Origin of the sequence: Ectothiorhodospira mobilis, assembly GCF_016584115.1 — a bacterium.
Classification (GTDB): Bacteria; Pseudomonadota; Gammaproteobacteria; order Ectothiorhodospirales; family Ectothiorhodospiraceae; genus Ectothiorhodospira; species Ectothiorhodospira mobilis.
In genome coordinates, this window is the sequence record NZ_NRSK01000020.1 from 30,932 (window position 1) to 52,126 (window position 21,195).

Sequence of the window (21,195 nt, forward strand, 5' to 3'; positions counted from 1 at the left end):
CCATGACAGACGACAACCGGCCCGCCTTCAAGCGCATCCTGCTGAAGCTGAGTGGTGAGGCCCTCATGGGGGACCAGGACTATGGCATCTGTCCCCAGGTGCTGGGCCGGGTGGCCCGGGAGGTGGCGGAGTTGAGCCGGTTGGGGGTGGAGGTGGCCATCGTCATCGGCGGCGGCAACATCTTCCGCGGCGCGGGCATGGCCCAGGCGGGCATGGACCGGGTGACTGCGGACCATATGGGGATGCTGGCCACGGTGATGAACGGCCTGGCCATGCAGGACGCCCTGGAACGGGTGGGCAAGTTCTGCCGCGTCATGTCCGCCCTGAAGATCAACCAGGTGTGCGAGGACTACATCCGCCGACGCGCCGTGCGCCACCTGGAAAAGGGGCGGATCGTGGTCTTTGCCGCGGGCACCGGCAATCCCTTCTTTACTACTGACACCGCCGCCAGTCTGCGGGCCATCGAGATGAACGCGGACGTCATGATCAAGGCCACGAAGGTGGATGGCGTCTACGATGCCGATCCGGTATCGAATCCCGCAGCGAAACGCTATGAACGGCTCACCTATGACGAGGTCCTGAATCACCGCCTCGGGGTGATGGACGCCACCGCCATCGTCATGTGCCGGGACAACGACATGCCCCTTCGGGTCATCAATATCTACAAGGAAGGGGAACTCCTGCGCCTGGTTATGGGAGAGCGCGTGGGGACCCTGGTCGAGAGAGGTTAGCGCCACATGCTGGATACCATCAAGAAAGACGCCGCCACGCGCATGGGCAAGAGTATCGAGTCCCTGCGCCAGGAGATGGCCAAGATCCGCACCGGCCGTGCCCACACCAGCCTGCTGGACCATATCCATGTGGAGTACTACGGCAGCGAGGTGCCCATCCACCGGGTGGCCAGTGTCAACGTGGAGGATGCCCGCACCCTCACCGTGACCCCCTGGGAGCGGGATATGGTGGGCAAGGTGGAGAAGGCCATCATGAATTCCGATCTGGGTCTCAATCCGGCCACCGCGGGGACCGTTATCCGTGTACCCATGCCCGCCCTCACCGAGGAGCGCCGCAGGGAGCTGGTGAAGGTGGTGCGCCACGAGGCGGAGAATGCCCGCGTGGCCATCCGCAATATCCGCCGCGATGCCAACGGTGAACTCAAGTCCATGCTCAAGGACAAGACCCTTTCGGAGGACGATGAGCGCAAGGGGCAGGACGAGATCCAGAAGCTGACGGACCAGTACGTGGCCGAGGTGGACAAGGTCCTGGCCGAAAAGGAAAAGGAACTGATGGCTGTCTGAACGGCGCGGCGCAGTCCCGGCAGTGACAGAATTCTCCTCCAGCTTCGAAGGCGTACCCCGGCACGTGGCCATCATCATGGATGGCAACGGGCGCTGGGCCCGGGCCCGCATGCGGCCGCGCACCGAAGGACACCGCCAGGGGGTGAAGGCGGCGCGCACGGCCGTGCGCGCCTGTGCCGCCCGCGGCGTGCAGACGCTGACCCTGTTCGCCTTCAGCAGCGAGAACTGGCGGCGTCCGCGTCAGGAGGTGGGCACCCTCATGGACCTGTTCGTGGGCTCCATTGGACGGGAGGTGCCCGAGCTGGTGGAGAAGGGCATCCGCCTGCGCTTCATCGGTGACCGGGGTGCGTTCTCCGAACGTCTGCAGGCACGCATGGCCGAGGCCGAGGCGCGCACCGCGGACAACGATCACATGGATCTGGTGGTGGCGGTGAGCTACGGCGGACGCTGGGACATCACCCAGGCCGCCCGGCGTCTGGCCGAGCAGGTGCGCAGCGGCGCCCTGGAGCCGGAGGCGATCACCCCTGAAGTGATGGATGTGCAGCTGGCCACGGCGGACCTGCCGGACCCCGATCTCTTCATCCGCACGGGGGGGGAGAAGCGCATCAGCAACTTCCTCCTCTGGCAACTGGCCTATACCGAGCTCTACTTCTCCGACATCCTCTGGCCCGATTTCGAAGAGGCCGAACTGGACCGGGCCTTTGCCTTCTTCGCCGGCCGGCAGCGCCGGTTTGGTCATATCCAGGAACAGATCGCGGGGAACGGGGATGCTTAGGCAGCGGGTGATCACCGCCGTGCTCCTGGCCGCCGGGCTGGTGGCCGGGGTGCTCTGGTTGCCGGGGGTGGCCTTCGCCGCCGCCATGCTGGGGGTGATCCTCCTGGGGGCATGGGAATGGGGTCGCCTGTGCGGTCTGGAGGGCCGTGCCCAGCGGGGACTCTATGTCACCGCCCTGGGGGCGGTGGCCCTGGGTTGCGCCCAGTCGGTGTTCGTCCAGGGTCTGATCTGGCCCGTGGCCCTGGCGGTCCTCTGGTGGCCGCTGGTGGTGGCGGGACTGACCGTCTACCATCCCGGGCATCCCCTCCTGCAGGGCCCCCGGCGTCCCCTGCTGTTCGCCCTGGCCGGGGGGCTGACCCTGATCCCCGCCTGGCTCGCCCTGGTCTGGCTCCATCAGGTCCAGCCCCTGCTGGTGCTCTATCTCATCCTGCTCACCGCCAGCGCCGATACCGCCGCCTATTTCACCGGACGGCGCTTCGGCCGCACGCGCCTGGCCCCCGAGATCAGTCCCGGCAAGACCCGGGAGGGTCTGCTGGGGGCCGTCCTGGGGACCCTGCCCCTGGCCCTGCTGGGGATGTGGGCCCTGGAGATCACGCCGGGTCCGGGGGTCTATTTCGTGCTCCTGTGCCTGGTCACGGTGCTGGCCTCCGTGGCCGGGGATCTTTTCGAGAGCGTGCTGAAACGGGAGGCGGGGGCCAAGGACAGCGGTACCCTGCTGCCCGGTCATGGCGGCATCCTGGATCGCATCGACAGCCTCACCGCCGCTGCGCCCATCTTTCTGGCCGGTCTGATCTGGGGCGGATTTGTGGCAAGATAGCGCCTTCACGATGGCCCGCCAGGGAGCCCGGGGCACAGGCACGGCAATCCCAACGACCGCTTGAACACCGGAAGAGGATTCACATGAGCGCTACCCCCATGGGCATCACCGTCCTGGGCGCCACCGGCACCATCGGGGTCAATACCCTGGACGTGGTGGCCCGGCACCCCGGGCGCTACCGGGTTGTGGCCCTCACGGCCCACGCCAACGTGGAACGGCTGGTGGCCCAGTGCCGGGTCCATGCCCCGGAATTTGCCGTGGTGGCCGATCCGGCCCGCGAAGGGGAGCTGGCTGCCGCGCTGCGGGAGGCCGGTCTGCAGACCCGGCCCATGGCCGGCCCTGATGCCCTGGAGGAGGTGGCGCGGCTGCCCCAGACCCACTGCGTCATGGCCGCCATCGTCGGCGGCGCCGGGTTGCTGCCCTCCCTGGCGGCGGCCCGGGCCGGCAAGCGGGTGCTGCTGGCCAACAAGGAGGCCCTGGTGATGTCGGGCCGCCTGTTCATGGACGAGATCCGCAAAAGCGGCGCCGAGCTGCTCCCCATCGACAGCGAGCACAACGCCATCTTCCAGTGCATGCCCCGGGACTTCGGCGACGGTCTGGACCGGGTGGGGGTGGAGCGCATCCTGCTCACCGCCTCCGGCGGCCCCTTCCGCGACTACGCCGCCGAGGATCTGGAGGCGGTGACGCCGGAGCAGGCCTGCGCCCATCCCAACTGGGTGATGGGGCGCAAGATCTCCGTGGATTCCGCCTCCATGATGAACAAGGGGCTGGAGCTGATCGAGGCCTGCTGGCTGTTCGACACCACCCCCGACAAGGTGGAGGTGGTGCTGCACCCCCAGAGCGTCATCCACTCCATGGTGTCCTACAGCGACGGCTCCGTGCTGGCACAGCTGGGCAATCCGGACATGCGCACCCCCATCGCCCACGCCCTGGCCTGGCCCGAGCGCATCCACTCCGGGGTGGACCCCCTGGACATCGTGCGGGTGGGGCGGCTGGACTTCGAGGCCCCGGACATGGGGCGCTTCCCCTGCCTGCGGCTGGCCTATGAGGCCTTCCGTGCCGGCGGCACCGCCACCGCCATCCTCAACGCCGCCAACGAGGTGGCGGTGGAGGCCTTCCTGCAGGCCCGCGTCCGCTTCACCGACATCCCCCGGGTGATCGAGGCGGCCCTGGAGGCGATCCCCCGGGGGGACGCCCTGGAACTGGCGCAGATCCTGGAGGCGGACCGGGCCGCCCGGGAGGCGGCGGGTGAGGCCGTGACCCGCATCGGCGGCGCGGGGCGGGGATGAGTCTGTTGGTGAGCATCGCCGCCTTCGTGGTGGCCATCGGCATCCTCGTCACCGTGCACGAGTTTGGCCACTACTGGGTGGCGCGGCGTTGCGGCGTCAAGGTGCTGCGCTTCTCCGTGGGGTTCGGCCGCCCCCTGTGGCGGCGCGTGGCCGGCCGCGACGATACCGAGTACGTCCTCGGTTCGATCCCCCTGGGGGGGTACGTGAAGATGCTGGACGAACGCGAGGACCCGGTGCCGGAGGGGGAACGCCACCGGGCCTTCAACCGCCAGACCGTGGGCCGTCGCATCGCCATCGTGGCGGCGGGGCCCATGGCCAATTTCCTTTTCGCCATCGCCGCCTTCGCCCTCATGTACAGCCTGGGGGTGAGCGGCGTGAAGCCCGTGGTGGGGGCGGTGGAGCCTGCGACCGTGGCCGCCGCTGCGGATCTGGCCCCCCGGGACGAGCTGCTGGCCGTGGGGGATACCCGGGTGCGCACCTGGGAGCAGGCCGCCGTGGCCCTGCTGGATGAGGGCATGGACGGCGGTTCCCTGGCGCTGCGGGTGCGCACCGGGGATGGCGCCGAGGCGGTGCGGAGGCTGGACCTGGACGGACGCCGGCATCTGCTCTCCGGCGAGGGTTCGGTGCTGGACAAGCTGGGCATCCGCCCCTGGCGCCCCTGGTCCGAGCCGGTGCTGGGGGAGCTGGTGGAGGACGGCGCGGCGGCCCGCGCCGGCCTGCGCCCGGGGGACCGCATCCTGGAGGCGGATGGTCAACCCATCCAGGACTGGAACGACTGGGTGGCCTATGTCCAGTCCCGGCCGGACCGGGACCTGCGCCTGCGCATCCTGCGCGATGGCCGCGAACTCGGCGTGACCCTGCATACCGATGCGGTGATGGAGGAGGGCGGCAGCGTGGGCCGCATCGGCGCCTACCCCCGGGTGGACCAGGCGGCGGCAGAGGCCATGCGGGTGGTGATCCGTCACGATCCCTTCACCGCCGTGTGGCTGGGGCTGGAGCGTACCTGGGAGATGTCCGCCCTGACCCTGCGGGTCATGGCGCGGCTGATCACCGGGGACGCCGCCCTGAGCAACATCGCCGGCCCCGTGAGCATCGCCGAGTACGCCGGGACCAGCGCCCTCATCGGGGTGACCGCCTTTCTCGGTTTTCTCGGCCTGGTGAGCCTGAGCCTGGGCATCATCAACCTCATGCCCATCCCCGTGCTGGATGGTGGCCATCTGTTGTACTACGCGGTGGAACTGGTCAAGGGCAGCCCGGTGTCCGAGACCGTGGAGGCCGTCGGGCAGCGCATCGGCCTGGCGCTGATCGCCATGCTCATGACCCTGGCCCTCTACAACGACTTCATGCGAATCCTGGGTTGAAACTGAATGCTCCCTGAGGTGCAACGACTCATCGCAGGCGCGGGCCTGGTCCTGTCCATTGCGGCCCCCGCCTCCCTGCACGCCGAAGAGGAAGGACGCTTCATCATCGGCGACATCCGGGTGGAGGGGCTCGAGCGCATCACCCCCGGCACGGTCTACAGCTACCTGCCCCTGGAGGTGGGGGATGCCTTCGATCCCGGCCGCAGCCCGCAGGTGATCCAGACCCTGTACGAGACCGGATTCTTCTCCGACGTGCGCCTCTCCAGACGCGACGACACCCTGGTGGTGCGCGTGGAGGAACGGCCGGCCATCAACGAGATCCGCATCAGCGGCAACCGGGACATCAAGACCGAACAACTGGAGGAGGCCCTGCGGCAGGTGGGGCTGGACCGGGGGCGGGTGTTCAACCGTGGCGTGCTGGAGCGCCTGGAGAACGAACTGCTGCAGCAGTACTTCGCCCGGGGCAAGTACAACGTCCAGGTGGACGTGCAGGTGGAACCCCTGGAACGCAACCGGGTGGACGTGATCATTGACATCGCCGAGGGCCAGGTGGCCCGCATCCGGGACATCCGGGTGGTGGGCAATGAGACCTATTCGGACGAGACCATCCTGGACCGTTTCGAATCGGGCAACGCCCCCTGGTACAACCCCTTCAGCCGGCGGGACCAGTATTCCAAGCAACGTCTCTCGGGGGATCTGGAGCGCCTGCGCTCCCTGTACCTGGACTCGGGGTTTCTCAACTTCAACCTGGATTCCACCCAGGTCACCCTCACCCCCGACTTCAAGGATCTCTACGTCACCATCAACGTACAAGAGGGCGAGCAGTACCGCATCCGCGGGGTGAAGCTGGCCGGGGAACTCATCGTGGACGCGGATGAGCTGCGGGAATTGCTGCAGGTGGAGGCCGGGGACATCTTCTCCCGCCGCCGGGTGACCGAATCCGCCGAGGCCCTGACCCGCCGCCTGGGGGATGAGGGCTATGCCTTCGCCAACGTCAATCCCATCCCCGAGGTGGACGAGGACAACGGCGAGGTGGACCTGACCTTCTTCGTGGACCCGGGGCAGCGGGTCTATGTGCGCCGCATCCACTTCCATGGCAACGAGCGCACCCGGGATGAGGTCCTGCGCCGGGAGATGCGCCAGATGGAGGCCGGCTGGTACGACGCCTCGCGGGTGGAACGTTCCCGGGTGCGCCTGCAGCGTCTGCCCTACATCCAGGATGTGAACGTGGAGACCCGGCGCGTGCCGGGATCGGCCAATCAGGTGGATCTGGACGTCACTGTGGAGGAGCGCCTCTCGGGCAACTTCATGATCGGTGCCGGGTACTCCCAGAGCGACGGTGTGCTGCTCAACCTGAGCCTTTCGGAGGACAATTTCCTGGGTTCGGGCAATCGCGTGTCCGTCACCCTGAACAACAGCCAGGTGAACACCGTCTACAGCCTGTCCTACATGAACCCGTACTACACCCTCGACGGCATCAGCCGCGGGTTCAATCTCTATTACCGGGAGACGGACGCCTACGAGGCGGACATCTCCCGCTATTCCTCGGACCGTTTCGGCGCCGACGTCACCTACGGCATACCCCTGACGGAATACGACACCTTCCGCATCACCCCGGGGATCGAGGGGGTGGATGTGATCACCTCCGACTACACCCCGGACGAGATCTTCGACTACCTGGACCGGGAGGGCAACGACTACCAGCTCTACACCCTGGGGGCCAGCCTGAGTCACGACACCCGCAACCGCACGGTCTTCGCCGAAAAGGGTAACCTGCAGCGGCTCGGTCTGGATCTGTCCCTGCCCGGGAGCGATCTGGAGTACTACAAGCTCAGCTACCGCAACCAGCATTATCTGCCCCTGCGCGAGCGCCTGGTCCTGAGACTCTCCGGGGAGGTGGCCTACGGGGATGCCTATGGCGACACCTCGGATCTGCCCTTCTTCGAGAAATACTTCGCCGGGGGCTACCGCTCCGTGCGGGGTTTCGAGGACTACACCCTGGGGGCCCCGGGCACCCGGGACAGCGAGGGGGATCCCTATGGCGGCAATTTCCGCCTCCTGGGGGGCGCCGAACTCATCTTTCCGCCCCCCTTCATGCAGGAGGCGGACAACATGCGCATGAGCGTCTTCCTGGACGCCGGCCAGGTCTATCCCACCTACGAAGACTTCGAGGCCGGTGAGATCCGTTTCTCCACCGGGGTGGGCTGGACCTGGCTCTCGCCGGTGGGCGCGTTGACATTCAGTCTGGCCGAAGCGTTAAATGACAAGCCCGATGATGAGCTGCAGACCTTCCAGTTCAACATCGGCGCTTCGTTCTAGCCACGGCCGCATCCCGATCCAAGACACCGCCCACGGTGGGCAGCATCTGGAGAAAGACATTGAAGAGGCATATCCGTCCACTGGGTTACGCACTGAGGCTTATGATCCTGCTGGCGGTCCCCGCCGTGACCCTGGCCGCCGATGCGGTGGCCTTCGTCAACATCAGCCGGGTGATGGAACAGTCCCCCCAGACGGAGGCCCTGTTCAAGCAGCTGGAACGGGAATTCTCCCCGCGGGAGTCGGAGCTGGTGGCCGAACGGGATGCCCTGCGGGAGATGCAGCAGCGCCTGGAGCGGGATGCGGAGATCATGGGCAGCGATGAGCGTTCCGAGCTGCAGCGGGAATTCCGCAACCGTTCCCGGGAGTTCCAGCATAATCAGGAGATGTTCCAGGAGGATCTCAACTCCCGGCGTAATGAGGAGCTGGCCCGGGTGCAGCGCCTGGTGCAGTCGGTGATCCTGGACATCGCCCAGCGGGACGAACTGGACCTGGTGGTGACCGAACGCACCGTGGTCTATGCCAGCGACGGGGTGGACATCACCGGCCGGGTCCTGGAGGAACTGCGCCGCCGGCACGAATCCTCCGGCGGATAAGGCCCGGGGCGGCATGGGTTTCACCCTGCAGACCCTGGCCGGGCATGTGGGTGGTGTGCTCCACGGCGGGGATCCCCAGGCCCATGTGGAGTCCGTGGCCCCCCTGGAGCGCGCCGGACCCGGACAGGTGGCCTTCGTCTCCCGGGGGCGCTATCGCCAGGCCCTGGAGGGAACACGGGCCGGCCTGGTGATCCTGGGGGCGGAGGATCTGCCCCTGTGCCCTGTCCCCGCCCTGGTGTGCGACGATCCCCACCTGGGTTTCGCCCGTGCCGCGCGCCTGCTGCACCCGCCGCCGGAGCCTGCGCCGGGGATCCATCCCTCCGCCCACGTGGATCCCGGGGCCCGGCTGCATCCCTCCGCCGCCGTGGGTCCCCATTGTGTGGTGGGGGCGGGCTGCGAACTGGGGGAGTGTGTCGTCCTCGGCCCCGGCTGTGTCCTGGAACCGGGCAGCCGCGTGGGGGCGGACTCCCGCCTCGAGGCGCGGGTCACCCTGGGCCGTGGCGTGGTGGTGGGCCGCCGCGCCCTGATCCAGCCGGGGGCCGTCATCGGCGCTGATGGCTTCGGCTTCGCCCGGGACGGCGAGGCCTGGGTGCGCGTGCCCCAGGTGGGCGGGGTGCGCATCGGCGACGATGTGGAGGTGGGGGCCAACACCACCATCGACCGGGGGGCCCTGGAGGACACCGTCATCGAGGACGGCGTCAAGCTGGACAATCAGGTGCAGGTGGCCCACAACGTGCACATCGGCGCCCACACCGCCGTGGCCGGGTGCGTCGGCATCGCCGGCAGCGCCCGTATCGGCCGGGGCTGCGCCATCGGCGGCGGCGCCGGCATCCTCGGCCACCTGGAGATCGCCGACGGGGTCACCGTCACCGCCATGACCCTGGTGACCCGTTCCATTCCCACCCCGGGGGTCTATTCCTCGGGGGTGCCCCATGCCCCCTCCGGCGATTGGAACCGGAGCCTGGCCCACCTGCGCCGCCTGGGGGATCTTGTTCGGCGCATCCGCCGTATCGAGCGGGTCCTGCAGGGGGACGCACGCGATTGAGCGCGGCGCAGGCCCGCCCCGCCCATGGCCGGAAGCCGTGGGCGTTACTGGATCATGCCCCACGGAAGGCGCCAGGGGTTCCCTGGCAAGCCAATTGCAAATCCATCACGAGCCCGATCCGAATCGACCCAGAAAAGAACAGGAACAATCCGTGGACCAGATGACCATTCATGAGGTGCTGCGCTGCCTGCCGCACCGTTTTCCCTTCCTGATGGTGGACCGGGTCACCGAGTACAAACCCGGTGAATACCTGGACGGCATCAAGAACGTCTCCTTCAACGAACCCTACTTCCAGGGGCATTTCCCCATCCGTCCGGTGATGCCCGGGGTGCTCATCCTGGAGGCCCTGGCCCAGGCCACGGGTCTGCTGGCCTTCAAGACCCAGGAACACCGGGGCGAGGGGGGCGACCGGCAGCAGCTCTATCTCTTCGTGGGCATCGACGAGGCCCGTTTCCGCCGTCAGGTGGAGCCCGGGGACCAGCTGCACCTGCACGTGGAGCATGTGCGCACCATGCGGGGCATCTGGCGATTCAACGGCGAGGCCCGGGTGGACGGCGAGGTGGTGGCCTCCGCCAGTCTCATGTGCGCCGGCAAGGACGTGGAATCATGATCGACCCCCGGGCGGTGATCGATCCCGGGGCGCGGATCGGGGAGGATGTGCACATCGGGCCGTTTACGGTCATCGGCCCGGATGTGGAGATCGGCCGCGGCACCCGCATCGGTCCCCATGTGGTCATCCGCGAGGGCACGCGGCTGGGGGAGGACTGCCAGATCTTCCAGTTCGCCTCCCTGGGGGAGGCCCCCCAGGACCTGAGTTATGCCGGTGAACCCACCCGGCTGGAGATCGGCGACCGCAACATCATCCGCGAGTTCGTGACCCTGAGCCGCGGCACCCCCAAGGGGGGCGGCTGCACCCGCGTGGGTTCGGACAACCTCATCATGGCCTATGTCCACATCGCCCACGACTGCCGCGTGGGCAGCCATGGGGTCTTCTCCAACGCCGCCTCCCTGGCGGGCCACTGCCAGGTGGGGGACCGGGTGGTGCTGGGGGGCTTCACCCTGGTGCACCAGTTCTGCCGTATCGGCGATCAGGCCTTCACCAGCATGGGCACGGCCCTGAACCGGGACCTGCCGCCGTACTGCCTGGCCTCCGGCAACTACGCCCGGGCGGTGGGCATCAACAAGGTGGGGCTCCGGCGCCGTGGGGCCTCCCCGGAACTGGTCTCCGCCCTGCACCGCGCCTTCAAGCATCTGGTGCGCGGGCGTGACCGGGAAGGCGGGCTGGCGGCCGTGGCCCCGCTGGCCCAGGCCCACCCGGAGGTGGCGGCCTTCGTGGCGTTCATCCGCGAGAGTCAGGAGAAGCACCGGGGCATCGTGCGCACCGCCCCCCGCCGGGGCGAGGGCTGATCCGGGGGATCAGCGTCCGCCGGCGGCGTCATCCCCGCCACCTTCCCGCTGCCCCAGGCGCACGTCCAGGATGCGGATGCGCCGGATGGCCTGCGTGTCCCGGGCGGCGAAGAGGCGCTCCACCAGCCCCTTCAGATCCTTGAGGCGGATCCGGGTCAGGTCCACGTCCAGCTCCAGGCGCAGTTCCACCTTCATGACCGGCCTCCCGCCGGTGCGGCCTCTTCCGGATCCTCCCGCAGGGGGTCCAGCAGGTCCTGGACCTTCATGGGATCGGCCAGTCCATGGATCTTCAGGCTGCTCTCGTCGTGGCAGATCACCCCCACCTTGCCGTAGCGCAGCACACGGCCCAGCCATCCCCGGGACACCCCGGCCGCCTGGATCTCATTCAGGGGGATGATGCGCCGCCGCCGCCAGAGGGTGCCGGTGACCGTGATCAGGTGGCGGTCGGTCACCGTCACCTCCGTGTTGATGAAGGTGGTCAGGGCCCGGGCCAGCAGGCCGGGCAGCAGCAGCAGGTAGATCATGGCCGCCATGGACAGCCCCCCCAGACCGAAGGGGCCCAGGGCCAGCACCAGGGCCAGGGTGGCCAGCAGGATGGAGGGCAGGAACACCCCCCAGTGGGTCTCGGCATGAAAGCGGATCACCTCGCCGGGCTCCAGCAGTTCCTCGGTGGGATCGTCCCGGCTCAGGGAGAAGGCCAGCAGGGTGAGCACCATGGCCGGGGGCACCAGCAGCGTCCCCGCCGTGAGCAGCGTGGTGCCCACGGTGGTGCCGAAGAAACGCATCCCCCCCAGCAGGTTCACCGCCGCGGCCAGCAGGAAGCCGGCGGCGGCGAAGTACAGGCGCCGCCGCCAGCGGGCGGCCCCTTCCAGGGTGCGGCAGTGACGCCGGGGCCACCAGCGCACCAGCAGGGTCATGAGGGTGACGGGGAAGAGGAGGATGAACAGCACCAGGGAGAGCAGGGCGGATTGCCCCGGCAGGCCCAGGGCCCCCACCAGGGTCAGGATCGTACCCCCTGCCAGGATCAGGGGGGTCCAGCGGCGCGGGCTGCGGTGTTCGCTATCGGTCATGGCTGCGGCCATCATGCTCCGTCGATCGTGGATGAGGCGTTGCCGGACGGCAGCAGACGTCCGTGCTCCATGAGTTCCAGGGCCATGCGGGCCACGTTCTCCGAGGCGCCGCCGCGGCCCAGGCGCACGCGCACCCGGGCCAGTCCCCGGCACACCTGCTGATGATAGTCCGGATCGGTGATCAGGCGCTCCACCTCGGCCCCGATGGCCTCCGGCCGGGCCCGGGACTGGACGAACTCCTGCACCACCCGTTCGCCGGCGACGATGTTGGCCAGGCCGATGTCCCGGATCAGCAGCATGCGCTTGAGCACGGCGTAGGTCAGCGGGGAGACCCGGTAGAGGATGGCCATGGGGGTGCCCATCAGGGCCGCCTCCAGGGTGGCCGTGCCCGAGGCGATGATCAGGGCCCGGCTGGCGGCCAGGACATCGTGGGTGCGTCCCGTCACCTGCAGGATCCCCAGGTCCGGATCCAGGTGGGGGGTCACGTCCCGTTCCACGTTCACCCCCGGGGCCAGGGGCAGGACGAATTGCACCCCGGGATGACGCCGGCGCAGCCAGCGGCAGGTCTGCATCATCACCGGCAGGTGACGGCGCAGTTCCCCCCTGCGGCTGCCGGGCAAAAGGCCCACCACAGGCCCATCCGGATCCAGTCCCAGGTCCCGGCGGATCACCTCCGGCGGGGCCCCGGGGCGCACCGTGTCCACCAGGGGATTGCCCACGTAGCGCACCGGGATACCGTGGCGTTCGTAGAAGTCCGTCTCGAAGGGGAACAGCACCGCCATGGCGTCGATCACCTCGCCGATGCGCCGCACCCGCCGCGCGCGCCAGGCCCAGACCTGGGGGCTGACGTAGAACAGCACCGGGATCCCCAGGGCCTTGGCCGTGCGCGCCAGGCGCAGGTTGAACTCCACATAATCCACCAGCACCAGCAGGTCCGGTGGATCCGACCGCAGCCGGGCCTTGAGGGTGTCCAGGGCGCGGCGGATGTCGCGGTAGTGGGCCAGGACCTCCCACAGGCCCACCACCGCCAGGTCCCGGGCGTCCACGATGCGCTCCATGCCCGCCGCCGCCAGGGCATCGCAGCCCATGCCCGAGTAGCGGTTGCCCGGGCGCAGCCGCTCCAGGGCACGCACCATCTCCGCCCCGTGCTGATCCCCGGAGGCCTCTCCGGCCACCACCATGATGTGCCGGGGCCGGGTGTTCACCGCGGGGCCGCCTCCCGCACCAGGGCGGCGATGCGGTCCGCCGTCTCCAGGGGCAGCTCGGGATGGATGGGCAGGGACAGGCAGCGGGCGGCCACGTCATCGGTCACCGGCAGGTCCACGCCGGTGGTGACGTCGGCAAAGGCCTTCTGCCGGTGCAGGGGGATGGGGTAGTAGATGGCCGAGGCCACCTCCGCCGCCTTCAGGGCGGCCATGATGGCGTCGCGGCGGTCGCTCAGCAGGGTGTACTGGTGGAAGACATGCACCCCCAGGCCGTCCTCGAAGGGGGGCGTGGCGCCGCTGTCCGCAAGGCCCGCATGGTAGCGCTGGGCCACCGCCCGGCGGCGGGCGTTGAAGTCATCCACATGGGGCAGTTTCACCCGCAGGATGGCCGCCTGCAGCTCGTCCAGGCGGCTGTTGTAGCCGATGCGGTCGTGGTGATAGCGCACGTCACTGCCGTGGTTGCGCAGGTTGCGCAGCAGGGCGGCGTGTTCCGCGTCCCGCGCCGTCACCAGGCCGCCGTCGCCGAAGGCCCCCAGGTTCTTGCTGGGGAAGAAGCTGAAGCAGCCGAAATCCCCAAAGGCCCCGGTCTGACGCCCGTCCAGGGTGGCCCCGAAGGACTGGGCGCAGTCCTCGATCAGCATCAGGCCGTGGTTTTGGCACAGCTCCGACAGTCGCGGCAGGTCCGCCGGCTGCCCGAACAGGTGCACCGGCAGCAGGGCCCGGGTGCGGGGGGTGATGGCGGCCTCCACCCGCTCGGGGTCGATGTTGAAGGTCTGCGGGTCGATGTCCACGAACACCGGCGTGGCCCCCACGTAGCGGATGGCCTCGGCGGTGGCGATGAAGGTGAAGGCGCTGGTGATCACCTCATCCCCGGGACCGATGCCGGCGGCCAGAAGGGCCAGGTGCAGGGCATCGGTGCCCGAGGCACAGGTGACGGCATGCTCCACCCCCAGATACGCCGCCAGTTTCGACTCCAGGGCCTGGACATTGGGGCCCAGGATGAAACGGGTATCGGCCAGCACCTCCTGTACGGCGGTGTCGATCTCCGCCTTGAGGTGGGCGTACTGGGCCTTGAGGTCAACCATGGGGATCATGCGCAATCCTTCTTCGTCGTTCGTCTGGAAAATGCTGCCCGCAGGGGCGCAGGGCAAGGGGGTCAGGGCGCGGACTGCCCCAGCACGGGGGCCTCGCCGTGCAGCAGTTCGCTGATGCGGATGGCCGTCTCCAGGGCCCGCTGGCCGTCCTCGCCGCTGACGATCACCGGCGCCTCGCCGCGTACCGCCTCCAGAAAGGCCTGGATCTCCACCTTCAGGGCGTCCCCCTCCTCGAACACGGTGTTCTCGCTGGTGATCTCCGGGATCCCCGGAAAGGCCTCCCGGTCCCCCAGCCGGTGCACCGACAGGCCCCGGTTCTGGAAGTCGATGGATACATAGGCGTTCTTCTGGAAGATCCGCATCTTGCGCTCGCTCTTGAGGCTGACCCGGCTGGAGGTGACGTTGGCCACGCAGCCGTTTTCGAACTCGATACGGGCGTTGGCGATGTCCAGGGCATCGGAGAGCACCCGGGCCCCGCTGGCCGCCAGGGACTTCACCGGCGAACGCACCATGTCCAGGATGATATCGATGTCGTGGATCATCAGATCCAGGACCACGTTCACGTCCGTGGTGCGCGGCTTGAAGGGGGCCAGCCGGTGGGACTCGATGAACAGGGGCGGGGTGGGGCGGCGGCTCACCTCCATGAGGGCGGCGTTGAAACGCTCCAGATGCCCCACCTGCAGGCACACGTTCTTTTCCCGGGCCAGGCGGTTGAGTTCCGCGGCCTCCTCCACCGTGCGGGTGATGGGTTTCTCCACCAGGACATGCACCCCGTTTGCGATGCACTCCCGGGCCACCTCGAAGTGCAGCGTGGTGGGCACGACGATGCTCACCGCGTCCACCTCCCCGAGCAGTTCGCGGTAGTCGGTGACGGCGCGGCAGCCGCACTCCGACGCCACCCTTGCGGCGGCCTCGGGGTCCGTGTCGGCCACGGCGACCAGTTGGGCATGATCGGCGGCGGCGTACTTCTGGGCATGGAATCGGCCAAGATAGCCGACGCCGATGACGGCGCATCGGATGGGGGTCATGGGCAATACCCGGTGGAAAGCGTGGATGGGGTCGGTGCCGGCGCGGGCCGGACCGTATGTTAAACTTTGGCGCCCATTTTACGGGATCCCCATCGCCAACATAAGGCGGCCACACCGCCGGTCTCTTCCGGGACGATGCCTGTACCCCGCATGGCCTTGGCCGCTTCCAACGCAGAGTGCGGGAAACCCTATCCCTGCCTCCCCACCTCGAATAGGGTCACCGGATAACGGCGGATGGCCTCGTCCATGGTCACCAGGACCAGGGCGTGTTCAATGGCCTGGCAGATCAGCATGCGATCGAAGGGGTCGCGATGTAATGCGGGCAGCTTGACCAGATGGCGGATGCTGGCTTCATCCAGATCAAGGGGAGCGATTCCATGTCGTTGCCTTTGCAAAGGCAGATAGGCTTCCGGGGCCTGTGGCAGTGGGAGTTTGCCCAATTGATGTTTAACGAGACATTCCCAAAGGGAAACGGCGCTCAGGTGGATCTGATTCTCCGGTCGGCGGATGGCGTGCGCGATTTCGGGGGAGAGGCGTGCATCGTCAGTGATGTACCACAGGAAGATGTGGGTATCGATCAACAGGTTCATGACTCGAAATCGCGCAGGACCTCATCAGGCAAGGGGGCATCGAAGTCATCCGGTACCCTGAATTCCCCCTTGCACAGGCCCATGGGTCTGTCCTTGGCGGGAATCGGCCTGCGGGAGCGGATGAACTCGATGAAATCGAGCACCTCTTCCTGCTGTTCCGGCGGCAGGGCGCGAATGCGCTCCAGTACCTGGGCTTCAATACGCATCGGTGTGCACCAAAGAGGCGTGGCCGGACAGCGCCGGGCCGTATGCTAGAATCTCCCGCCCATTTTACGGGATCCCCGTCGTCAACATAAGGCGCCCCCGGGCGTTGCGACGGCCGCCGATCCCATCCATCCACTGCGTTTCCCATGGGAGAGCCCCGTCCGTGGTGTCCGATACAGATCCTGCCCTGGTGCGGCCCGATGTGGCCGGTGTGGACGAGGCGGGCCGGGGCCCGCTGGCCGGACCCGTGGTGGCCGCCGCGGTGATCCTGGATCCGGAGCGCCCCGTGGACGGGGTGGCCGATTCCAAGACCCTCTCACCCGCCCGGCGCGAGGCCCTGGAAGGGGTGATCCGGGAAACGGCCCTGGCCTGGGCCCTGGGCATCTGCAGCCCGGAGGAGATCGACCGGCTGAACATCCTGCAGGCCACCTTCCTGGCCATGCGCCGGGCCGTGGAGGGGCTGGACCGCGCCCCCGCCCTGGCCCTGGTGGACGGCAATCGCTGCCCCGAACTGCCCTGCACGGCCCGTGCCGTGGTGGGCGGGGACCGGCGCGTGGCCGCCATCGGCGCCGCCTCCATCCTCGCCAAGGTGCACCGGGACCGCCTCATGGTGGAACTGGATGCCCGCTACCCCGGTTACGGCCTGGCGGGACACAAGGGCTATCCCACCGCCGCCCATCGCGCGGCCCTGGCGCGTCTCGGCCCCAGTCCCTGCCATCGCCAAAGCTTTGCCCCGGTGCGCGCCGCCGCACCGGGGTGAGCCGGCGGCACGGCGGCTTCCCCGGCATCGGCGGGAGGTCCGGCCGTCCCCTGTGCAACGTCCGTCCGGGAGGATTTGAGTCGGCCCGGAAGACGGGCGACAATCCCCGCCTCCCTGATGGCCCCGCAAGCCGATCCCTGGATCCATGACCCCCCGATTCGTACACCTGCACGTGCATTCCGAGTTCTCCCTGGTGGATGGCCTGGTCCGGGTCAGTCCCCTGGTGGAGGCCTGCCAGGCGGCGGGGATGCCCGCCTGCGCCGTCACCGACCAGGACAACCTGTTCGCCATGGTGAAATTCCACAAGGCCGCCCTGGGGGCCGGCCTGAAGCCCATCACGGGGGTGGATGTGCGGGTGACGGCGCAGCAGCCCACGGACCCGCCCACCCGCCTGGTGCTGCTGTGCCAGGATGACGAGGGCTACCGGAACCTCACCCGGCTGGTGAGCCGCGGCTACCTGGAGGGCCAGGACAGTGGCAGCCCGGTGCTGCAGCGGGACTGGTTCACGCCGGAGATCTGCCGCGGCCTGATCGCCCTCTCCGGCGGGCGCGAGGGGGAGGTGGGCCGTCTCCTGCTCGCCCGCCACGACGAGGCGGCCATGGAATCCTGTGCCCACTGGTCGGCCCTGTTCCCGGACCGCTTCTACCTGGAACTGGTGCGCACCGGCCGGGAAGGGGAGGAGGACTACCTCCATGGCGCCGTGGAGCTGGCGACGCGCATGGGCCTGCCGGTGGTGGCCACCAATGACGTGCGCTTTTTGCGAGCGGAGGACTTCGACGCCCACGAGGCCCGGGTCTGCATCCACGAGGGCCGGGTGCTGGACGACGAGCGCCGCCCGCGGCTCTACAGCCGCCAGCAGTACCTGCGCACGCCCCAGGAGATGCAGGACCTGTTCCAGGACATCCCGGAGGCCCTGGAGAACACGGTGGAGATCGCCCGCCGCTGCAACCTGACCCTGACCCTGGGGGAGAACCACCTGCCGCAGTTCCCCATCCCCGAGGGCATGACCACCGACGATTATTTCCGCAGCCAGTCCCGGGAGGGGCTGGAGGAACGCCTGCGGGTCCTCATCCCCGAGGACACCCCGGCGCGGGAGGAACGGGCCCGCCCCTACCGCGAGCGCCTGGAACGGGAACTGGACGTCATCTGCCAGATGGGATTCCCCGGCTACTTCCTCATCGTGGCCGACTTCATCCGCTGGGCCAAGGACAACGGCGTGCCGGTGGGTCCGGGGCGGGGTTCCGGCGCCGGGTCCCTGGTGGCCTTCGCCCTCAAGATCACCGACCTGGACCCCCTGCGCTACGAGCTCCTGTTCGAGCGCTTCCTCAACCCCGAACGCGTCTCCATGCCCGACTTCGACGTGGACTTCTGCATGGAGAAGCGGGACCGGGTCATCGAGTACGTGGCCGAGCGCTATGGCCGGGAGAAGGTCTCCCAGATCATCACCTACGGCACCATGGCCGCCAAGGCGGTGGTGCGCGACGTGGGCCGTGTCCTGGGGCATCCCTACGGCTTCGTGGACCGCATCGCCAAGCAGATCCCCATGGAGCTGGGGATGACCCTGGACAAGGCCCTGGAACAGGAGGAGGACCTGCGCCAGAGCTACGAGGACGACGAGGAGGTGCGCACCCTCATCGACCTGGCGCGCAAGCTGGAGGGGGTGACCCGCAACGCCGGCAAGCACGCCGGCGGGGTGGTCATCGCCCCCACCCGCCTCACGGACTTCTCGCCCCTGTTCTGCGAGCCCGGCGGCCAGGGGGTGGTGACCCAGTTCGACAAGGACGACGTGGAGGCCATCGGCCTGGTGAAGTTCGACTTCCTGGGCCTGCGCACCCTCACCATCATCGACTGGGCGGTGGCCAACATCGGGGCCGCCACCGGTCAGATCCCGGACATCAACGCCATCCCCCTGGACGACCCGGACACCTTCGCCCTGCTCAAGCGCCAGGAGACCACCGCCGTCTTCCAGCTGGAATCCCGGGGCATGAAGGACCTGATCAAGCGCCTGCAGCCGGATGACTTCGAGGACATCATCGCCCTGGTGGCCCTGTACCGCCCCGGGCCGCTGCAGTCGGGGATGGTGGACGACTACATCAACCGCAAGCACGGCCGGGCCGAGGTGCACTATCCCCATCCCGCCCTGGAGCCCATCCTGCGGCCCACCCACGGCGTCATCCTCTACCAGGAACAGGTGATGCAGATCGCCCAGGTGCTGGCGGGCTACAGCCTGGGGGGCGCCGACCTGCTGCGCCGGGCCATGGGCAAGAAAAAGCCCGAGGAGATGGCCAAGCAGCGGGAGATCTTCCTCAAGGGGGCCCTGGAACAGGGGGTGGAGGAGGCCACGGCCACCTACATCTTCGACCTTATGGAGAAGTTCGCGGGGTATGGATTCAACAAGTCCCACTCCGCGGCCTATGCCCTGCTGTCCTACCAGACCGCCTGGCTCAAGTGCCATTACCCGGCGGCCTTCATGGCGGCGGTGCTCTCAGCGGACATGGACCACACGGACAAGATCGTCCATCTCATCGATGAGTGCCGTTCCATGGACCTGGAGGTGATCCCGCCGGACGTGAACGCCTCCAGCCACGAGTTCACCGTGCGCGACCCGCGCACCATCGTCTACGGCCTCGGGGCCATCAAGGGGGTGGGGGAATCGGCCATCCAGGTGCTGCTGGAGGCGCGCGCGGGGGGCGGGCCCTTCCGGGACCTGGATGACCTGTGCCTGCGGGCCGATTCCCAGAAGATCAACCGTCGCACCCTGGAGGCCCTGATCCGGGCCGGCGCCCTGGATTCCATCGGCCCCAACCGGGCCACCCTCATGCACCGCCTGCCCCAGGCCATGTCCCGGGCGGAGCAGCACCTGCGGGATGAGAGTGTGGGGCAGGGGGACCTGTTCGGCGTGGTGGAGCCGCCCCGGGCCGAGGCCCCGGAGACCGAGACCCTGCCCGAATGGGACGAGGAGAGCCGCCTGCTGGCGGAGAAGGAGACCCTGGGGCTCTATCTCACCGGCCACCCCATCCTGCGCTACGAGCAGGAACTGGCGCAGATGACGAAAAAACGCATCGCCGACCTCCTGGCGGACCTGTCCGGGGACAACGGCCAGGACGGCGGCAACGCCCCGCCGGGGCGGGGCCGCCCCCGGGAGCAGACGGTGGTGGTGGCCGGCCTGATGGTGGCCATCCGCACCCGCAACGGACAGTCCGGGCGCATGGCCTTCCTCACCCTGGACGACCGCAGCGGCCGCGTGGAGGTGGCCCTGTTCGGTGACGACTACCAGCGCTACCGCCATCTCCTGGTGAAGGACCGCCTGCTGGTGGTGGAGGGGGGCGCCGCCATCGACGAGTTCAGCGGCGGCGTGCGCCTGCGCTGCCGCCAGCTCATGGACCTGGATCAGGCCCGGGAGCACTTTGCCCGGCGCCTGGACCTGACCGTGAACGGCAACGCCACGCCGGAGCTGGCACAGCACCTGCGCACCCATCTGGAACCCCACCGCAACGGCAACTGCGCCGTGGTCCTGGACTACTGCAACCCCCAGGCCCGGGCCCGGCTGCGTTTCGGCGAGGGTTGGCAGGTGCGCCCCAGCGAGGAACTCCTCCACGGCCTCAGGGAACTGCTGGGGGAGGACGGGGTGCGGGTGCGCTATCCGTGAGGCACTTTTCTGCGCCGGCGCCCCGTGTACAATGGCCGGTTCCGAGCAACCGAACCGACGGCGACCGATGAACCCGGACTTCCTTGATTTCGAGCAGCCCATCGCCGAGCTGGAGGCGAAGATCGAAGAGCTTCGCCGCGTCAGCGACGACGCCGAGGTGAACATCCAGGACGAGATCAACCGCCTGGAGGCCAAGTGCAAGAGCCTCACCGAGTCCATCTTCTCCAAGCTGTCGGCCTGGCAGGTGGCCCAGCTGGCGCGCCATCCGCGGCGGCCGTACACCCTGGACTACGTGGAGCACATGCTCACGGACTTCGAGGAGCTCCACGGCGACCGGGCCTTTGCCGATGATCCCGCCATCGTCGGCGGGGTGGGGCGCCTGGCCGGCAAGCCGGTGATGGTCATCGGCCATCAGAAGGGGCGGGACACCCGCGAGAAGATCCACCGCAACTTCGGCATGCCCCGCCCCGAGGGCTACCGCAAGGCCCTGCGGCTGATGCAGACGGCGGAGCGCTTCGGCTTACCCATCATCACCTTCATCGACACCCCCGGGGCCTACCCCGGCGTGGGGGCCGAGGAACGGGGCCAGAGCGAGGCCATCGCCCGTAACCTCATGGAGATGTCCCGGCTGCGCACCCCCATCGTCTGCACCGTGGTGGGCGAGGGGGGCTCCGGCGGGGCCCTGGCGGTGGGG

21 protein-coding genes are annotated in these 21,195 nt (G+C 68.5%); 14 read left to right on the forward strand and 7 right to left on the reverse strand.

The genetic code is table 11. The features are described 5' to 3' along the window. Positions 1–2 precede the first annotated feature (2 nt). The 11 genes from pyrH to lpxA all read left to right on the forward strand — a co-directional run bounded on the left by pyrH (position 3) and on the right by lpxA (position 10,901). A complete protein-coding gene (gene pyrH / locus CKO33_RS09065; RefSeq protein ID WP_200181696.1) occupies positions 3–731 on the forward strand; it encodes a UMP kinase in 729 nt (242 codons plus the stop codon). A gap of 6 nt (positions 732–737) precedes the next feature. Then, positions 738–1,295, forward strand: a complete 558-nt coding sequence (gene frr, locus CKO33_RS09070; protein ID WP_200181698.1) for a ribosome recycling factor — start codon at positions 738–740, stop codon at positions 1,293–1,295. Positions 1,296–1,317: 22 nt separating this feature from the next. Continuing rightward, entirely contained in the window at positions 1,318–2,070 is a 753-nt protein-coding gene (gene uppS / locus CKO33_RS09075; RefSeq protein ID WP_338081757.1) for a polyprenyl diphosphate synthase, read from the forward strand. After that, positions 2,063–2,887 (forward strand): phosphatidate cytidylyltransferase, encoded by an 825-nt coding sequence (locus CKO33_RS09080; RefSeq protein WP_200181700.1) that lies wholly within the window; start codon positions 2,063–2,065, stop codon positions 2,885–2,887. The genes uppS and CKO33_RS09080 overlap by 8 nt, the downstream gene beginning before the upstream one ends. An 83-nt stretch (positions 2,888–2,970) precedes the next feature. Next, positions 2,971–4,176: a 1-deoxy-D-xylulose-5-phosphate reductoisomerase gene (gene ispC / locus CKO33_RS09085; protein ID WP_200181702.1), complete on the forward strand. Its 1,206-nt coding sequence runs from the start codon at positions 2,971–2,973 to the stop codon at positions 4,174–4,176. Beyond that, entirely contained in the window at positions 4,173–5,537 is a 1,365-nt protein-coding gene (gene rseP / locus CKO33_RS09090) for an RIP metalloprotease RseP (RefSeq protein WP_200181704.1), read from the forward strand. The genes ispC and rseP overlap by 4 nt, the downstream gene beginning before the upstream one ends. Before the next feature lie 6 nt (positions 5,538–5,543). After that, positions 5,544–7,856 carry an outer membrane protein assembly factor BamA gene (gene bamA, locus CKO33_RS09095; RefSeq protein ID WP_200181706.1) on the forward strand — a complete coding sequence of 771 codons (2,313 nt, stop codon included), beginning with the start codon at positions 5,544–5,546 and terminating at the stop codon, positions 7,854–7,856. A gap of 101 nt (positions 7,857–7,957) precedes the next feature. Beyond that, positions 7,958–8,449 carry an OmpH/Skp family outer membrane protein gene (locus tag CKO33_RS09100; RefSeq protein WP_200181708.1) on the forward strand — a complete coding sequence of 164 codons (492 nt, stop codon included), beginning with the start codon at positions 7,958–7,960 and terminating at the stop codon, positions 8,447–8,449. A 13-nt stretch (positions 8,450–8,462) separates the two neighbouring features. Beyond that, entirely contained in the window at positions 8,463–9,494 is a 1,032-nt protein-coding gene (gene lpxD, locus CKO33_RS09105) for a UDP-3-O-(3-hydroxymyristoyl)glucosamine N-acyltransferase (RefSeq protein ID WP_200181710.1), read from the forward strand. Between the two features lie 160 nt (positions 9,495–9,654). Beyond that, positions 9,655–10,104 (forward strand): 3-hydroxyacyl-ACP dehydratase FabZ, encoded by a 450-nt coding sequence (gene fabZ, locus CKO33_RS09110; RefSeq protein ID WP_207146506.1) that lies wholly within the window; start codon positions 9,655–9,657, stop codon positions 10,102–10,104. After that, complete coding sequence (lpxA, locus tag CKO33_RS09115; RefSeq protein WP_200181712.1) at positions 10,101–10,901, forward strand: acyl-ACP--UDP-N-acetylglucosamine O-acyltransferase; 801 nt, start codon at positions 10,101–10,103, stop codon at positions 10,899–10,901. Before fabZ ends, lpxA begins: the two co-directional genes overlap by 4 nt. Before the next feature lie 9 nt (positions 10,902–10,910). Here the strand turns inward: lpxA and CKO33_RS09120 are convergent, their stop codons facing one another. From CKO33_RS09120 to CKO33_RS09150, 7 genes are all read right to left on the reverse strand, one after another. After that, entirely contained in the window at positions 10,911–11,096 is a 186-nt protein-coding gene (locus CKO33_RS09120; RefSeq protein ID WP_200181714.1) for a hypothetical protein, read from the reverse strand. After that, on the reverse strand, positions 11,093–11,971 hold the full coding sequence (locus CKO33_RS09125; RefSeq protein WP_200181716.1) for a PH domain-containing protein: 879 nt from the start codon (positions 11,969–11,971) through the stop codon (positions 11,093–11,095). Before CKO33_RS09125 ends, CKO33_RS09120 begins: the two co-directional genes overlap by 4 nt. An 11-nt stretch (positions 11,972–11,982) precedes the next feature. Beyond that, positions 11,983–13,176 carry a lipid-A-disaccharide synthase gene (gene lpxB / locus CKO33_RS09130; RefSeq protein WP_338081758.1) on the reverse strand — a complete coding sequence of 398 codons (1,194 nt, stop codon included), beginning with the start codon at positions 13,174–13,176 and terminating at the stop codon, positions 11,983–11,985. After that, positions 13,173–14,270 (reverse strand): DegT/DnrJ/EryC1/StrS family aminotransferase, encoded by a 1,098-nt coding sequence (locus tag CKO33_RS09135; protein ID WP_200181718.1) that lies wholly within the window; start codon positions 14,268–14,270, stop codon positions 13,173–13,175. The genes lpxB and CKO33_RS09135 overlap by 4 nt, the downstream gene beginning before the upstream one ends. Positions 14,271–14,332: 62 nt before the next feature. Beyond that, positions 14,333–15,304 (reverse strand): Gfo/Idh/MocA family protein, encoded by a 972-nt coding sequence (locus tag CKO33_RS09140; protein ID WP_200181720.1) that lies wholly within the window; start codon positions 15,302–15,304, stop codon positions 14,333–14,335. A gap of 182 nt (positions 15,305–15,486) precedes the next feature. Continuing rightward, positions 15,487–15,888, reverse strand: a complete 402-nt coding sequence (locus CKO33_RS09145) for a type II toxin-antitoxin system VapC family toxin (protein WP_200181721.1) — start codon at positions 15,886–15,888, stop codon at positions 15,487–15,489. Beyond that, on the reverse strand, positions 15,885–16,094 hold the full coding sequence (locus CKO33_RS09150; RefSeq protein ID WP_200181723.1) for a DUF2281 domain-containing protein: 210 nt from the start codon (positions 16,092–16,094) through the stop codon (positions 15,885–15,887). Before CKO33_RS09150 ends, CKO33_RS09145 begins: the two co-directional genes overlap by 4 nt. A gap of 161 nt (positions 16,095–16,255) precedes the next feature. On the opposite strand from CKO33_RS09150, the gene rnhB reads away from it, so the two are divergent. From rnhB to accA, 3 genes are all read left to right on the forward strand, one after another. Continuing rightward, the gene (rnhB, locus tag CKO33_RS09155) at positions 16,256–16,852 is read left to right on the forward strand and encodes a ribonuclease HII (RefSeq protein WP_439099434.1); all 597 of its coding nucleotides are present in this window, start codon (positions 16,256–16,258) and stop codon (positions 16,850–16,852) included. A gap of 145 nt (positions 16,853–16,997) precedes the next feature. Next, entirely contained in the window at positions 16,998–20,501 is a 3,504-nt protein-coding gene (gene dnaE / locus CKO33_RS09160) for a DNA polymerase III subunit alpha (RefSeq protein WP_200181726.1), read from the forward strand. Between the two features lie 67 nt (positions 20,502–20,568). Beyond that, on the forward strand, positions 20,569–21,195 hold a 627-nt coding region (gene accA / locus CKO33_RS09165), incomplete at its 3' end, for an acetyl-CoA carboxylase carboxyl transferase subunit alpha (RefSeq protein ID WP_200181729.1).

What these genes read in the sequence shown, in the direction of transcription:
- lpxD (WP_200181710.1), top strand. Translation starts at nt 8,463, where the DNA reads ATGGGTTTCACCCTGCAGACCCTGGCCGGGCATGTGGGTGGTGTGCTC.
- CKO33_RS09145 (WP_200181721.1), bottom strand. Translation starts at nt 15,888, where the DNA reads ATGAACCTGTTGATCGATACCCACATCTTCCTGTGGTACATCACTGAC.
- CKO33_RS09100 (WP_200181708.1), top strand. Translation starts at nt 7,958, where the DNA reads ATGATCCTGCTGGCGGTCCCCGCCGTGACCCTGGCCGCCGATGCGGTG.
- pyrH (WP_200181696.1), top strand. Translation starts at nt 3, where the DNA reads ATGACAGACGACAACCGGCCCGCCTTCAAGCGCATCCTGCTGAAGCTG.
- CKO33_RS09150 (WP_200181723.1), bottom strand. Translation starts at nt 16,094, where the DNA reads ATGCGTATTGAAGCCCAGGTACTGGAGCGCATTCGCGCCCTGCCGCCG.
- lpxA (WP_200181712.1), top strand. Translation starts at nt 10,101, where the DNA reads ATGATCGACCCCCGGGCGGTGATCGATCCCGGGGCGCGGATCGGGGAG.
- CKO33_RS09080 (WP_200181700.1), top strand. Translation starts at nt 2,063, where the DNA reads ATGCTTAGGCAGCGGGTGATCACCGCCGTGCTCCTGGCCGCCGGGCTG.
- dnaE (WP_200181726.1), top strand. Translation starts at nt 16,998, where the DNA reads ATGACCCCCCGATTCGTACACCTGCACGTGCATTCCGAGTTCTCCCTG.
- fabZ (WP_207146506.1), top strand. Translation starts at nt 9,655, where the DNA reads ATGACCATTCATGAGGTGCTGCGCTGCCTGCCGCACCGTTTTCCCTTC.
- ispC (WP_200181702.1), top strand. Translation starts at nt 2,971, where the DNA reads ATGAGCGCTACCCCCATGGGCATCACCGTCCTGGGCGCCACCGGCACC.
- CKO33_RS09120 (WP_200181714.1), bottom strand. Translation starts at nt 11,096, where the DNA reads ATGAAGGTGGAACTGCGCCTGGAGCTGGACGTGGACCTGACCCGGATC.
- frr (WP_200181698.1), top strand. Translation starts at nt 738, where the DNA reads ATGCTGGATACCATCAAGAAAGACGCCGCCACGCGCATGGGCAAGAGT.
- bamA (WP_200181706.1), top strand. Translation starts at nt 5,544, where the DNA reads ATGCTCCCTGAGGTGCAACGACTCATCGCAGGCGCGGGCCTGGTCCTG.
- CKO33_RS09125 (WP_200181716.1), bottom strand. Translation starts at nt 11,971, where the DNA reads ATGACCGATAGCGAACACCGCAGCCCGCGCCGCTGGACCCCCCTGATC.
- CKO33_RS09135 (WP_200181718.1), bottom strand. Translation starts at nt 14,270, where the DNA reads ATGATCCCCATGGTTGACCTCAAGGCCCAGTACGCCCACCTCAAGGCG.
- rseP (WP_200181704.1), top strand. Translation starts at nt 4,173, where the DNA reads ATGAGTCTGTTGGTGAGCATCGCCGCCTTCGTGGTGGCCATCGGCATC.